This is a genomic window from Janthinobacterium sp. JC611 (assembly GCF_018682595.1).
Taxonomy (GTDB): domain Bacteria; phylum Pseudomonadota; class Gammaproteobacteria; order Burkholderiales; family Burkholderiaceae_D; genus Janthinobacterium.
In genome coordinates this window covers 92,757-107,179 of record NZ_JAFLJN010000021.1, presented here as the reverse complement: position 1 = coordinate 107,179, position 14,423 = coordinate 92,757, and the positions used below count along the sequence as shown (strand labels likewise).

Here is a 14,423-nt window from a genome sequence, read left to right as displayed (position 1 = left end):
TATCAGAGCGGTGGAAACACGACCGACATGCCTGGGCGCAAGCCATCGACCTTGATGGCGGGACGCAAGCGGATTTCAAACGTGCGCAAGTCCGTGCCGCCCGGACGCGCGGCGCGCCACGTGGCGAAGTCCGGCAGCACGGCCACGGAACTGACCTTGAAACTCAGTTGTTGCTTCAGCGCCGGCACATTCGCCGTATGCGTGCTGCCCATGCCAAACGCCGCCATCTCGTCTTCGCGCACCTGCAGCACGGCCCAGGCGTCGTCCAGGTTCACCAGGGTGATCACGGGGAAACCTTGCGGCGCCAGTTCGCCCGGCTGGATCTGGATCTTGCCGACCTGGCCGGCCACGGGTGCAGCGATCTTCGTTTCGGCCAGCGCGATCTGCGCTTCCGTCAGCACGGCGCCCACCTGGCGCGCCTGGGCGGCGGCGGCCGTCTTGTCTTCGGGACGGGCCCCCTTTTGCGCCATGTCGTATTGCGCGCGGGCCGCCTGCGCCAGCTGCTCGGCGGCGCGCCATTGCGCTTGCGCCTCGTCACGTTTCTGCTGGGCGATCACACCTTGCTCGTACATATTATTGACGCGGGTATACGTGGTCCTGGCGATGGCCGCCCCCGTTTGCGCCCGTTCCCAGTTCGCCTTCGCGGCACGGACTTCTTCCGGCCGCGCGCCCGCTTCCGCCTTCTTTGCCACGGCATCGGCCGCTTGCGTGGCGGCCGTCGCTTGCGCGATCTTCGCATCCACTTCCGGGCTCGTCAGCTGAAACAGCACTTGCCCTTTCGGCACCGTCTGCCCCAGCTTGACGTACAGCTCGCCCACCCGGCCCGGCACTTTCGACGAGACATTGACTTCCTGCGCATCCATCTGCCCCTGCAAAGGCAGGCGCTGCGGCTGGAAGGCCTGGTACAAGCCCCAGCCGACGAAGGCCAGGATGAGGATGCCGCCGGCGAGCACCAATGGTTTGTTGGAGGTAGTCATTATTGTGTTTCCAGTGGTAATTGGATATCGGCCGCGGCGGCCAGGCTGCCCAGGCGCTGCGTTTCTCCCGTCGCTTCCAGCAATTGCGTCAGCCCCATTACATAGTGATAGGCCGCCTGCGCGCGCTGGGTCTCGATCTTGGCCAGGTTCAGGCGCGCGTCGACCACTTCCAGCGACGTCACCTGCCCTTGCTGGAAGGCCACCGTCTGCAGTCGGATGTTCTCGCGCGCCAGTTCCACCGACGAGGCCGTGGACAGGTACTGGATGCGGGCGTTTTCCAGCGCGCGCCAGTTTTTCTCGATCAGGGTGGGAATGTCGCGCTCGGCCTGGCGCGCCACCACTTCCACCCTCTCCTGGTCCAGCTTGGCGGCGGCGATCATCTTGCCCGTATTGATGCGGTGCACGAGCGGCACGGCCACGACCAGGCCGATGGCCCAGTTCGAACGCACGAGCTTTTCGCTGCCGCGGTTCAAATTGTAGTTACCGACGGCAAACACGGTGGGCGCGTATTCCTTGCCATGCAGCTTCAAGGCTTGCTCGGCCTGCACGCGCTTGCTGTCGATCTTTTTCCAGTTCGCGTTTTCGCGCATGCCCGTGCTGATGAACGATTGCAAGGTACCGACCGGCAAGCTGTTGACGAACAGCGGCGTGCTGGGAAGCACTTGCGTATTGACGGCGAGCAAACGATCGAGCGCCACCTGGGCGATTTCCTCGTCGCTGCGCGCCTGCGCCTCGTCGCTGCGGGCGCTGTCCAGGGCCACGTCGGCGCGCAGGCGTTCCGCGCGCGAAATCAGGCCGCCCTTTTCCAGCCTGGCCGCGTCGCGCTGGTGCTGCGTCACGCCGGCCGTCACTTCGGCGCGCACGGCCACCACGCGCTTGGCCAGCAGCAACTGGAAATAGCGCTGCGCCACCAGGGTGGCCAGCTGCTCTTCCGCTTCCGTGCGCTCTGCCTGCGCGGCCAGGGTCAGGCTGGCAGCGAGGCCCTTGACGGCGTCCAGGCGCCCGCCCGTGTAGATGGGCCACATGCCCAGCAAGCCGAACGAGGTCAAGTCCGTCACCACTTCGCGGCTGAGGGAATTGGGAATCTGTGGCTTGGGCAAGCCGGGAATCGGCGGCAGCACGGATTCGATGCCGCCCACCACGCCCGACAAGCCGCTCGTATCGATATTCAAATCCGTCGACAAGCGGCCGCGGAACGCCGTCAAGTCCACGGAAGGGCCGTCGATATTCGACAAGGCTTCGGCTTTGAGTGTTTTGGCGCGCACGTCGAGCGCGGCGCCCTGCACGGCGCCCGAGGCCTTGGCCGCCTGCTGCAGCGCTTCGTTGAATGTCAGCGGTTCCGCCGCGGCGGGCATGGCCGCGCCCAGCGCGCCCGCCAGTAATAACGATAAGTGTCCTTGCAATCTGCCCATGTAGCGTCCAGTCAATGAATGAGGGGAAAGCACGGGGTTGCCATGTTTATACTTTCACAATAGCAATTATATCCACGGATGTCCATTCCAGCCTGCACTATTGGTTACCGGAACGGACACATAAAAATGGGCGCCTCTTGCGGGGCGCCCCTTGCGGTCAGGCAATTGGCCACCGATTTACTGGCTTACTTCTTGGCTTTTTTGCCGCCCTTTTCCTTTTCCTTTTCAAACACGGCAAAGAACTCGGACGCCATGTTGCGGATGGCGCGGCCGATGTTGGCGTAGTCGTATTCGTTCAGGTTGGCCAGCGACACGCGGCCGGACGGATGCGTGGTGCCGAAGCCGCGGCCCGGCAGCAGGATCACGCCCGTTTCCTCGGCCAGGCGGAACAGCGCTTCGTTCGGCTTGAGCTTTTTCAGCAGCCACTGCGAAAACTCCACGCCATGCATTTGCGCGGCCAGCGATTCCATGTCCAGCAGGTGGTAGTAGCGCACGGAATTGGCGTCGTGCACCATCGGCAAGCCCAGTTCGCGGTACAGCGCCTGCTTGCGGCGCAGCACGATATGTTTCATCGATTGCTTGTACTTTTGCTCTTCATCCATCAGCGAGAACAGCGAGAACAAGGTCATCTGCGCCTGCACGGGCGTCGACAGGCCGGCCGTGTGGTTCAGCGCCACCGTGCGGCTGTCGGCCACCAGGCGGTCGATGAACTTGAGCTTGCGCGGTTCCGTCGTGATGGAATGGTAGCGCGCGTCGAGCTGTTTCTTGACGCTTTCCGGCAGCTTGGCGATCTTTTCGTCCAGGATATTGTTTTCATGCGTGGCCACCACGCCCATGCGCCAGCCCGTCGCGCCGAAGTATTTCGAGAATGAATACACGAGGATGGTGTTGAACGGGCAAATGGCAAACAGCGAGACGAAATTGTCGGCAAACGTGCCATACACGTCGTCGGTCAGAATGATCAGGTCCGGGCGCTTCTTGATGATCCTGGCGATGTATTCCAGCGTCTCGTCATCGATCTTGACGGACGGCGGATTGCTGGGGTTGACGAGGAAGAAGGCCTTCACTTTCGGATCGAGCAGCTTGTCCAGCTCCTTCTTCGTGAATTGCCAGTTGTTCGATTGCGGCGCATCGATATGCACGGTATTCAGCTTGTAGTCGTTCAGCTGGGGAATTTCGATATACGGCGTGAAAATCGGCATGCCCAGCGCGATGGTATCGCCTTCCTGGATGATGTGGTTCGATTTCAGGCTGGCGAACAGGTAGGTCATGGCGGCCGTGCCGCCCTCGACGGCGTACATGTCGAAGTTGCCGACGAACGGATGCTCGCCCACCATTTCGCGGTGGATGTACTGGCCGACGATTTTCTCGGACAGGCGCAGCATGCGGTCCGGCACAGGGTAGTTGCAGCCGAGGATGGCTTCGCACATCTCGTAGATGAAATCGCCAGCGCTCAGGCCCAACTGGTCGCGCACATACGACACGGCCGCCTCGATGAAATGCACGCCCGGAGTATCGGCATGCTGACGCACGAAGATTTCAAAGCGCGATTCGATGCCGTCGCGCGTAGGGAAGCCGCCCACGCCTTCCATGTACACATACGAGCGTTCCGCTTCCGTCATGGCGAACTGGCCGAACTGGAAGAAGCCGTGGCGTGGCGTGGTCGCCAGGAAGTTCGGATTGCCGCGGCCCGCATTGAGCATCAGCCGGTTGCTTTGCTGGGCCGTCTGGATCAGCGCATCCTTCAATTCGAAGGGGCTCAACAGGGCGAGTTTGCTTGGGTTACTGAAATCCATTTTTGCTACTCCTTATAGACGGACAATGTTGAAGGTAATTGCACATACATGCAGGCTCAGACGAAGGCCACGATCAGCGGCCCCAGCAAGGTCAGGAAAACGTTGGCCAAGGCATATGTGATGGCAAACGGCACGGTGGGAATCGAGTTTTGCGCCGCGTTCAGCACTTCGCCGAAGGCCGGATTGGCGCTGCGCGAACCGGACAAGGCGCCCGCAAACACGGCCACGTTGTCATAACGCAAGATGTAGCGGCCGATCAGCATGGTCAGTATCATCGGCAAGATGGTCACGACGACGCCCACGCCGAACAGGGTCAGGCCGTGTTCGCGCACGGTTTGCACGGCTTGCAGGCCGGACGTGAGGCCGACGACGGCAACGAAGCCGGCCAGGCCCAGGTCTTTCAGGATTTGCACGGCGCCGCTGGGCATGTAGCCGAAGGTTTGGCGCTTGGCGCGGAACCAGCCGAACACCAGGCCCGACAGCAGCACGCCGCCGCCGCTACCCAGGGTCAGCGGAATCGAGCCGATGCGCGCCACCAGCAAGCCCACCAGAAGGCCGACGACGAGGCCGGCGCCCATGTAGACGAAGTCCGTCTTGGCGCTCGGCACGATCATGTAGCCCACTTCGGCCGCCACGCGCTTGACGTCCTGCTCGGCGCCATAGATGGTCACCACGTCGCCCGTCTGCACGACGGTTTCCGATTGCATGGGCAGGATCTTGCCCATGCGGCTCAGCTGCACGACGAAGATGCCGTGCCGCACGCCCGGCGCCGTCGCGCTGCGGATCTCGCCCACCGTCTTGTTGTGGTAAGCCTTGTTGGTCAGCACCATGTCGCGGCGCTGCATGACCAGTTCCATGCCTTCGACGGCGTGCAATTCCTTGCCCAGCTGGGAAGAGACGCTGAGCATGGCTTCGCGGCGGCCCACCAGCAGCACGATATCGTCGGCCGCCAGCACCAGGTCCGGACTGACGTCGATGATCTGGCCATTGCGTTTCACGCGCTCGATGGTGATGGCCGTGGTCGGATGGGCGCTTTCGATGTCCGCCACGGAACGGCCGGCGCCCGGACCCACGTCATAGATGCGGCCGATCAGGTCGGGCGCGGCCGGCGTCTGGCCCGGCCCCAGCACTTGCACGCCCGCCTGCAGCGCCGTTTCCGCCTTGATCGCATCTTCGCGGATGCCGCGGCCCATGAGCTTGGGCAAGATGTTGACGCAGACGATGATGGCGCCAAACGAGCCGAACACATACGTCACGGCATAGCCGACGGCCACGTTGCCCTGCAGGCGCGCCACCTCGTCGGCCGCCAGGCCCAGCTTGGTGATCGCGTCGCCGGCCGTGCCGATGATGGCCGACTGCGTCAAGCCGCCCGCCGCCACGCCGGCCGCCAGGCCCTTGTCCAGGCCAAAGACCCTGGCCAGGATGACCACCGTCAACAGCGCCGTGACGGCCAGCACGACGGCCAGGATGATTTCGCGCACGGACTGGCGCCCCAGGGAATTGAAGAATTGCGGGCCGCTTTCATAGCCGACCGCGTAAATAAACAGGGCGAACAGCACCGACTTGACGCCGGGATCGATGGCGACGCCTACCTGGCTGACGAGGACCGCCACCAGCAGTGAACCGGCGACCCCGCCCAACTGGAATGAGCCGAACTTGATCTTGCCGATGTAGTAGCCCACTGCCAGGGAGAGGAACAAGGCAATTTCAGGCGACTTCTTGAATAACTCGTGCAACCATTCCATGCTGACCACCTTTCGTGTTGAAGGAATTCTTTACTGCGTGTGCTCTTGCAAGCTGCTCAGGCGTGGACGGAGCCGGCCAGGGCCACGATGAGCGGCCCCAGCAGGGGCAGCACCACGTTCGAAATCGCATACGTGATCGTGTAGCCCAGCAAGGGCGTGGAGTTGCCCGCCGCGTTCTGCACGGCCGACAGGGCCGGCGTGCTGCACTGCTGGCCGGCGATGGCGCCCAGCAGCACGGGCGCTTCCAGCTTGAGGAAAAAGTGCCCGACGCACAGGGAAATCGACGCGGGGATGACGGCGATGAGCACGCCCATCAGCGGCAGCGACAGCCCGTACTGGCGGACCAGGTCGATCGCCTGCGGTCCCGAGGCCAGGCCCACGCAGGCGATGAAGGTGGCCAGGCCGATATCCTTCATCATGTCGAGCGCGCTGGAGGGGATGCCCTGCATGCCCGGCTTGCGCGCCTGGTACCAGCCGAACACGAGGCCCGTCAGCAAGGCGCCGCCGCCCGTGCCCAGCGAAAACGGGATGCCGCCCAGCTTGGCCGTGAAGCCGCCGATGTACACACCGAGCACGATGCCGATGCTGGCATACACGATATTGCTGCGCTCGCCAGTGGGCACGCGCTTGCCGATGGCGGCCAGCGCCGTAGTCAGCTCGCGCCCTTCCGTCGTGCCATACAGGCGCAGCACGTCGTCGCGCTGCAGGGTCAGGTCGGGCAGCGGCGGCATGCTGTGCTCGCCCCGCACGACGGCCGCCACGTGCACGCCGGAGGGCAAGGCCAGCTGGCGCAAGGACTGGCCCACGAGGGCCGCCTGCTGCAGCACCACTTCCACGGCCGAGACGGCCATATTCAAGCCCGTCGTGTCGGCAAATTCCTCGCCCAGGATGGCTTCGGCCGCCACCAGCGCGGAACGGTGGCCGATCACCAGTACTTCATCGTTGGCGCGCAGGCGCAGTGCCGGCTCCAGGGGCAAGACCTTGCCATGCCGGCGCACGCGCGTGATGCTGGCGCGGCCCGCGAAAATATGCTGCAAGGCATCGAGACGGCGCCCCGCGCCGCGGCTGATGCGATAGGCGCGCCCCACCATGTCCGGCGTGGCCTGCACGCCATCGCCATCGGTCTGCGCGCCGCCCATCTTTTCCCACAATCTATCGGCTTCCTCGCGCAGGTTGACGCGCAACAACAGCGGAAAAATCTGGCTGGTGACGATGACGATGGAGATCAGGCCGAAGATATATGTGATCGAATACGCGGTGACCACGTTGGCCTGCAGCTCGGCGATGCGGGCGGCGGGCAGCGCCAGCTTGGAGATGGCGTCCGTGGCCGTGCCGACGACGGCCGATTCCGTCGCCGCACCCGCCATCATGCCGGCCGCCGTGCCCTGGTCCAGGCCCAGGAAGCGCGTGGCCAGCAGCACCAGCGCCAGCACCACCACCACTTCGATCAGGCACAGCAGGCCCAGGCGCAAGCCCTTGGCATTCAGGTTGGCAAAGAACTGGGGACCACCCGCATAGCCGAGCGCAAAGATGAACAGCATGAAGAAGACATTCTTGACGCTGGCGTCCAGGGTGATGCCCAGCTGGCCGATCAGCAGCGCGGCGATCAGGGTGCCGCACACGCCACCGAGCTGGATGGGGCCGAAGCGTATCTGCCCGACCGCATAACCGAGCGCCAGCGCCAGGAACAGGGCCAACTCCGGCACTTGGTGCAACACCGACGCGATCGAATCGAGCATGGACCAACCTTCGAAAAGATAAGGGATGGTGACGCGTTCATTGGCTGGCAGACGCTGGCGGTTGAACGGGCGTACAGGGCCCCGCACAGCACGTGGCCCGGAGGCCTGTGCTGGGGAAATGTTGTCATTAGGAATTATGTTCGGTGAAAATTTTACAAGTGTCAACAGGTGTTCTGTTGAACTCGTCTTGATCTTCATCAAACATCCTGCGCACGATTGGGGCGGCGATTTGACATAGCTCAACAATACTAATAGCAATGTTTTTGGACGATAGCAAAGTGCCTTGCGCGTCAGCGGCGTCGACGCCAACAGGGAAACTGTGTATAAAACAACAGCAGTTTCAAGCTGCCCACGCGCCGCTGGAATTAATCCAGATCAATAAAACCGCAAATAGAAAATAAATCTTGCGTGCGGCTCTGGACGGCATGCGCGCCCCTCGCCTACGCTGCTTTTTTATCGGAAAAACAAGAGGAACCCATGCAGACAGCACGCTTGAATATCATCGGAATGGATCACGAAGGTTGCGCCGACAGGCTGACGGGCGCGCTCGAAGCCGTCACCGGCGTGGCGACCGTGTGCGTCTCGCTGGCGCGCCACGGCGCCACGGTGCAATTTGACGAACGGCTGGCCACGCAGGAACGCCTGCTGGCCGCCGTCAATGACGCCGGCTTCATGGGCGAAGCGACGGATGAAGAACAGCTGGCCTCGTGCAGCGGCGCCTGCGGCCACTGCCGCCACTGAAGCCCGCCTGCCGCTCAGCCTTCCCGCGCGCCCCGGTCGCGCAAATGCGCCAGCACGCGGCGCGGTCCCAGCGCCTGCAGGTCGAACGGCGGCAATTCGATGGCGTCTAGCGTATTCTTGAACAGCAGCCCCAGTTCCGTATCGCCTTCCAGGCTCAGGCGGCGGCTGAAGAACAGGGTGTCCGGATCTTCCTGGCGCCGCGCCAGCAGCATCAAATCATGCACGCTGGCGGCGATGCACAGGTCCGGCACGTCGACATAGCGCTCCGCCACGAACACCGTGCCCTGCCACTCGAAATCGAAGGCGATGCCCGCGTCCAGCAGCCGCAGGCGCAGGCTGCGCCCTTCCAGGCTGCGCCGCACGTCGTCGGGCAATTGCGGCGCCAGCAGGCGGTTCAAGCCTTGCACGAACAGCCAGGATGCGGGATACGGCGGCAGCTTGGACAGCAATTCGGCCAGCGGTTCGGGCAGCCGGTACGACATGGCGGGCTTGCTCACGCCGGGCTTGGCCGGGACCGGGACCGGGGCCGGGGCCGGGACGGGCAATCTTTCCAGTTGATCTTGCATGGTGCTTCCTTTCGAGGCGTTCAATGGGCGGCGTGCAGTTCCATGCCGGGCTGGCCATGCCAGTAGCCGTCGCAAGCGCCGGCCGGCTGGCAGGCCGCCAGCTGGGCCTGGGCGCCGATGCCGCTGACCTGGCCGCGGCGGGCGCGGTCGAAGATGGCGATGACTTGCTCCGTATGCATGGACTGCGGGCTGATGCGCGCCACCGATACCCCCATGTCGCGCATGGCGTCGAGTTCGCGCACCAGGTTGTAGACCAGCGCCGACTGCGTCTGCGTGCCGTTCAAGACGAGGAAAGGCACTGCATCGCGCGTGCGCAGCAGCAGGCCGTCCGGTTCTTCCAGGCAGCTGTAGCCGCAATCGTCCTTCGGCAGGTTGCGGTTGCGCGCCGTGAAGCAGCGCGCGGAAAACGCCAGCGGCATGCGGCCGTAGGCGAACACTTCCGTCTCCAGCCCTTCCGGTTTCTGGCGCTGCATCTCGGCCAGCGCCGTCTGCCCCATTTCCAGCGGCATCACCCAGCGGTGCGCGCCCAGGCGCGCCAGCAGTTGCAGGCTGGGGCCGTTGAACAGGTTCAAATGGGGACCGGCGACGAAGGACGTGCCCTTTTCCATGCAGTGCACGGCGCCCATGTCGTTGGCCTCGACCGCATAGCGGCCATTGCCCGTGATGCGGCGCAGGGTCGCCAGTTCCGCGCCCGCCTCGATCAGCGCCTGCGTCGACAGCACCACTTCCTTGCCGGCGGCGGCCAGCATGTCGGCGATATCGAGCCAGTCGGCCAGGCGCAGCTCATGCCGGCGCGAACAGACGGTCTCGCCCAGGTAGACGATATCGACGGCGGTCGTGGCGATCTGCTGGTAAAACTCGAAAACGGTGGCGCGCGGCCAGTAGTACAGCAAAGGACCCAAAGATAGTTTTAACATGTTCTTCCTTTATTTCCAGGAGCGATGATAGGCACCGAGCGTGTGCTGCTGGCCCTCGGCCAGCTTGTCCATGGCCGCCATCCAGCCCGGCTTGACGGCGTAGCGCGCATTGCCTTCGCGGCAGGCGTCGATCGCTTCGCGCCACACGCGCGTGACCTGCGCCACGTAGGCGGGACTGCGCTGGCGCCCTTCGATCTTCACGGCCCGCACGCCCATGGCGATCAGCTGCGGCAGCAGCGCCAGGGTATTCAGGCTGGCCGGCTCCTCGATGGCGTAATACTCTTCGTCGTTGACTTCGAAACGCCCCTTGCACAGGGTGGGATAGCTGGCGTTTTCACCGGGCGCGTAGCGGTCGATCAGCACGCCGTTCAGGCGCGACTCCAGCCCTTGCGGCGTTTCCAGCCAGCGCACGGATTTCGCCGGCGAGCACACGCCGTGCGTATTCGGCGCCTCGCCCGTCGCATACGACGACAGCGCGCAGCGCCCTTCGACCATCACGCACAGGCTGCCGAAGCCGAAGACTTCGATCTCGACTTCCGTCTTGGCGATCAGTTGCTCCACCTGCGCCATCGACAGCACGCGCGGCAGCACGGCGCGGGCGATGCCGAAGTGTTCATGGTAAAAATTGATGGCTTCGTAGTTGGTGGCCGAGCCCTGCACGGACAGGTGCAAACGCAGCTGCGGGTGGTGCTCGCTCGCATACGCCATCAGGCCAGGATCGGCCACGATCATGGCGTCGATGCCGGCCTGCGCGGCGCGGTCGATGGCGCTGCGCCACACGGCCCAGTTGTGCGGCTGCGGATAGGTGTTCAGCGCCAGCAGCACCTTGCGCCCATATTGGTGGGCGTAGCGCACGCCCTCGGCGATGGCCTTCTCGTCGAAATTGAGGCCGGCGAAATTGCGCGCATTGGTGGCGTCGCGAAAGCCCAGGTACACGGTGTCGGCGCCATTGTCGACGGCCGCTTTCAAGGCCGGCAGGCTGCCGGCGGGACAGACCAGTTCCAGCGGTCCGGCCACGCGGGTGGCGGTGGTTGATTCAAGCATCATGATGTTCACAGTCCTGTATCGGCTCAGGGTGCAGACTATAGCCCCGCCCATACGGCCCAGTCCTTGACGCAGGTGAAGGAATGCATGCATGGCTGGCGCGCGTTCAACTTGCTTGACCTGGCTGTAAAATGCCGCCTTTTCTCCCTCTTCGATTGTCCGCCATGCCCCGCAAACCGCTGCTGATCTTTTTGCTCACCCTGTTCCTCACCGTGCTGCAAGTGCAGTGGGCGGCGCCGGTCGACGGCTACGATGACGCGACCCTGTCCGTGCTGTCGCCCGAGGTGCTGGGTGCGTATCCGGGCGTGCTGCTGCAGTTCCTGCAAGCCGTCTTCGCCCGCCGCGCCATGCCTTTGGCGCGCCAGGCCGCCATCTGCACCGGAGTGCTGGCCGTCTACTGGCTGCTGGCGAACGTCGTCACGTTCGACGCGCGCGTCGCCAGCTGGAGCACCTTCTCGCCGCTGGAAATCTGGGCGCACGTGCTGCCCGCCTCCATCCTCAGCATCGCCGTCTGCGGCGCCGCGTATTTCGGCGCGACCGTCCTGATCCTGCGCCAGGGCCGCGCGAAAAAGTAAACAAAGGCGCTTTTTTCACCTGCATCAAGGATTCGTCACACCACGGCACGCGCCGTTTGACGCCACTATATTTAGTGATTAATCTCCATAAAAACACCGCATGTTGTGTTTACCGGAGGTTTCATGACGACAAATGCAGTTCCATCCACACGCGGCCAGGTCGATGTCGCCGCGTCCATCAATGAATACCTGGAGCGGCGCGACTGGCGTGTCAACGCCAACGCCAACCAGGGTTACTCGCTGGGCGGCCTGATCCTCAACGTATCGGGCAAGGTCATCGCCAACTACTGGCTGGACCAGGTGTATCCGCCGGCAGTGGGCGCGGCGCACCGCGAAGCGGCGCTGCACATCCACGACCTCGACATGCTGGCCGGCTATTGCGCCGGCTGGTCGCTGCGCACCCTGCTGCACGAAGGCTTGAATGGCGTGCCGGGCAAGATCGAGTCAAGCCCGCCGAAACACATGTCGAGCGCCATTGGCCAGATCGTCAATTTCCTCGGCACCCTGCAAAACGAGTGGGCCGGCGCGCAGGCGTTCAGCTCCTTCGACACCTACATGGCGCCCTACATCCGCAAGGACAGCCTGCGCTACGCGGACGTGCGCCAGTACATGCAGGAGCTGATCTTCAACCTCAACGTGCCCTCGCGCTGGGGCACGCAGACGCCGTTCACCAACCTCACCTTCGACTGGGTCTGCCCGGACGACTTGCGCGAGCAGATTCCCGTCATCGCCGGCCAGGAGATGGACTTCAGCTATGGCGAGCTGCAGGCGGAGATGGACATGATCAACCGCGCCTACATCGAGATCATGATGGCGGGCGACGCCAAGGGCCGCGTCTTCACCTTCCCCATCCCGACCTACAACATCACCGAGGATTTCGACTGGCATAGCGAGAATGCGCAACGCCTGTTCGAGATGACGGCCCGCTACGGCCTGCCCTACTTCCAGAATTTCATCAATTCGGAACTCAAGCCGAACATGATCCGCTCCATGTGCTGCCGATTGCAGCTGGACTTGCGCGAACTGCTCAAACGGGGCAATGGCCTGTTCGGTTCCGCCGAGCAGACGGGTTCCCTGGGCGTGGTGACGATCAACTGCGCGCGCCTGGGCCACCTGTGGCGCGGCGACGAGCCGGCCTTGATGGCGGACCTGGACCGGCTGCTGGAACTGGGCAAGACCAGTCTGGAAATCAAGCGCCGCACCATCGAGGAATTGATGCAGCAAGGCCTGTTCCCGTACACGAAACGTTACCTGGGCACCCTGCGCAACCACTTTTCCACCCTGGGCGTGAACGGCATCAATGAGATGATCCGCAATTTCAGCGGCGACGCCCATGACATCACGAGTCCCGAGGGCCATGCGCTGGCGATCCGTCTGCTCGACCACGTGCGCGCCCGCATGCTGCAGTTCCAGGAAGAGACGGGCCATATGTACAACCTGGAAGCGACGCCGGCCGAAGGCACGACCTACCGCTTCGCCCGCGAAGACCGCAAGCGCTATCCCGCCATCCTGCAGGCGGGCACCGTCGACAATCCCTACTACACGAATTCGTCGCAACTGCCCGTCGGCCACACGGACGACCCGTTCGAGGCTTTGGCCCTGCAGGACACGCTGCAGCGCAAGTACACGGGCGGCACGGTGCTGCACCTGTACATGACGGAAGCGCTGTCGGACGCCAACGCCTGCCGCGAGCTGGTGAAACGCGCCCTGAGCCGCTTTTCGCTGCCCTACGTCACGGTCACGCCCACCTTTTCCATCTGCCCGCGCCACGGCTACCTGGCCGGCAAACATGAATTCTGTCCCACCTGCGACGCGGAACTGATCGCCCGCAAGCAAAACCACCCTGTTCCATCACTTGAGGAAACGCCATGAACGCACGTCCCGACTTCACTCCCGCCACCACCCTGCCCGACAGCGAACGCCAGCGCTGCGAAATCTGGACCCGCGTGATGGGCTACCACCGCCCCGTCGCCTCGTTCAACATCGGCAAGCAGGGCGAATTCCACGAGCGCCAGTATTTTACGCAAGCGAGCGCCCGGCTTGGCCAGCCCGCCTGCCATGGCGCTTGATCTGAAAGTGGGCGGCCTGACGCCCTTTTCCGCCACCGACTATCCGGGCCAGCTGGCGGCCGTCGTGTTCGTGCAGGGCTGCCCCTGGCGTTGCGGCTATTGCCACAATCCGCATCTGCAGGCGCGCACGCCGGAAGGCGCCATGCCGTGGCAGGACGTCCTGAGCTGGCTGCGCCGCAGAGTGGGCCTGCTCGACGCCGTCGTCTTCAGCGGCGGCGAAGCCTGCATGGACCCGGCGCTGGCGCGCGCCATGCAGGACGCCAGGACGCTGGGTTTCGGCGTCGGCCTGCACACGGCCTGCATCTATCCGCAGCGCCTGCAGGAAGTGCTGCCCCTCGTCGATTGGGTGGGCGTCGACATCAAGGCGCCGTTTGCCGACTATCGTCATGTGACCCGCGTGGCCGGCAGCGGCGACCCGGCGCGCGCCTGCCTGGACGCCATCCTCGCCAGCGGCGTGGCCTATGAATGCCGCACCACCATCCACCCGGACCTGCTGCCGGACGAGCAGTTGCTGGCCCTGGCCGCCACCCTGGCCGCCAAAGGCGTCGACAACTACGTGCTGCAGCAGTTCCGCGCCGACGGCTGCCTGGATATGGCGCTGGCCGGCCGCCCCCTGCACGGCTACCCGGCGGCGCGCACGGTGGCGCAAATCGGCGCCATGTTTCCCCGTTTTACATTCCGTAATCATGGCAGTTGAGCCGGCAAGCACATTATTTAGGAAAGCCCCGCAAAATTCCCCGTTCTGCAACGCTGAAATGCCTTGCGTGCTGTAATGTATCGACTGTGCCGCGCTCCATGCGCAGCCGCCAGATTCCACACACCGCATTACAGATAAGCGTCAT

General features: G+C 63.9%; 13 protein-coding genes. 5 read left to right on the top strand and 8 right to left on the bottom strand.

Features of this window, described 5'->3' with window-relative positions:
- Positions 1–2: 2 nt before the first annotated feature.
- The 5 genes from J0O65_RS14800 to aspT (J0O65_RS14780) all read right to left on the bottom strand — a co-directional run bounded on the left by J0O65_RS14800 (position 3) and on the right by aspT (J0O65_RS14780) (position 7,669).
- On the bottom strand, positions 3–977 hold the full coding sequence (locus J0O65_RS14800; protein ID WP_215407828.1) for an HlyD family secretion protein: 975 nt from the start codon (positions 975–977) through the stop codon (positions 3–5).
- Positions 977–2,389 carry a TolC family protein gene (locus tag J0O65_RS14795; protein ID WP_215407826.1) on the bottom strand — a complete coding sequence of 471 codons (1,413 nt, stop codon included), beginning with the start codon at positions 2,387–2,389 and terminating at the stop codon, positions 977–979. Before J0O65_RS14795 ends, J0O65_RS14800 begins: the two co-directional genes overlap by 1 nt.
- A 185-nt stretch (positions 2,390–2,574) precedes the next feature.
- A complete protein-coding gene (locus J0O65_RS14790) occupies positions 2,575–4,185 on the bottom strand; it encodes a bifunctional aspartate transaminase/aspartate 4-decarboxylase (protein ID WP_215407824.1) in 1,611 nt (536 codons plus the stop codon).
- A 56-nt stretch (positions 4,186–4,241) separates the two neighbouring features.
- A complete protein-coding gene (gene aspT / locus J0O65_RS14785; RefSeq protein WP_215407822.1) occupies positions 4,242–5,930 on the bottom strand; it encodes an aspartate-alanine antiporter in 1,689 nt (562 codons plus the stop codon).
- Between the two features lie 56 nt (positions 5,931–5,986).
- Positions 5,987–7,669: an aspartate-alanine antiporter gene (gene aspT / locus J0O65_RS14780; protein ID WP_215407820.1), complete on the bottom strand. Its 1,683-nt coding sequence runs from the start codon at positions 7,667–7,669 to the stop codon at positions 5,987–5,989.
- A gap of 477 nt (positions 7,670–8,146) precedes the next feature.
- On the opposite strand from aspT (J0O65_RS14780), the gene J0O65_RS14775 reads away from it, so the two are divergent.
- Entirely contained in the window at positions 8,147–8,410 is a 264-nt protein-coding gene (locus tag J0O65_RS14775) for a heavy-metal-associated domain-containing protein (RefSeq protein ID WP_077402408.1), read from the top strand.
- A gap of 14 nt (positions 8,411–8,424) precedes the next feature.
- Here the strand turns inward: J0O65_RS14775 and ubiT are convergent, their stop codons facing one another.
- The 3 genes from ubiT to ubiU are packed head-to-tail and all read right to left on the bottom strand — an operon-like array spanning position 8,425 to position 10,940.
- Positions 8,425–8,976 (bottom strand): ubiquinone anaerobic biosynthesis accessory factor UbiT, encoded by a 552-nt coding sequence (gene ubiT, locus J0O65_RS14770; RefSeq protein WP_215407818.1) that lies wholly within the window; start codon positions 8,974–8,976, stop codon positions 8,425–8,427.
- Positions 8,977–8,996: 20 nt separating this feature from the next.
- Positions 8,997–9,893 carry a ubiquinone anaerobic biosynthesis protein UbiV gene (gene ubiV / locus J0O65_RS14765; RefSeq protein ID WP_215407816.1) on the bottom strand — a complete coding sequence of 299 codons (897 nt, stop codon included), beginning with the start codon at positions 9,891–9,893 and terminating at the stop codon, positions 8,997–8,999.
- 9 nt (positions 9,894–9,902) lie between these two features.
- The gene (ubiU, locus tag J0O65_RS14760; RefSeq protein WP_502793563.1) at positions 9,903–10,940 is read right to left on the bottom strand and encodes a ubiquinone anaerobic biosynthesis protein UbiU; all 1,038 of its coding nucleotides are present in this window, start codon (positions 10,938–10,940) and stop codon (positions 9,903–9,905) included.
- A gap of 161 nt (positions 10,941–11,101) precedes the next feature.
- Between ubiU and J0O65_RS14755 the strand changes: the two genes are divergently transcribed.
- The 4 genes from J0O65_RS14755 (at position 11,102) to J0O65_RS14740 (ending at position 14,278) form a co-directional block, all read left to right on the top strand.
- Positions 11,102–11,512, top strand: a complete 411-nt coding sequence (locus J0O65_RS14755) for a hypothetical protein (protein WP_215407814.1) — start codon at positions 11,102–11,104, stop codon at positions 11,510–11,512.
- 123 nt (positions 11,513–11,635) lie between these two features.
- Positions 11,636–13,384, top strand: a complete 1,749-nt coding sequence (locus J0O65_RS14750) for a ribonucleoside triphosphate reductase (protein WP_215407812.1) — start codon at positions 11,636–11,638, stop codon at positions 13,382–13,384.
- Positions 13,381–13,581: an anaerobic ribonucleoside-triphosphate reductase gene (gene nrdD / locus J0O65_RS14745; protein WP_215407810.1), complete on the top strand. Its 201-nt coding sequence runs from the start codon at positions 13,381–13,383 to the stop codon at positions 13,579–13,581. The genes J0O65_RS14750 and nrdD overlap by 4 nt, the downstream gene beginning before the upstream one ends.
- On the top strand, positions 13,571–14,278 hold the full coding sequence (locus tag J0O65_RS14740) for an anaerobic ribonucleoside-triphosphate reductase activating protein (RefSeq protein WP_215407808.1): 708 nt from the start codon (positions 13,571–13,573) through the stop codon (positions 14,276–14,278). Before nrdD ends, J0O65_RS14740 begins: the two co-directional genes overlap by 11 nt.
- Positions 14,279–14,423: the final 145 nt, after the last annotated feature.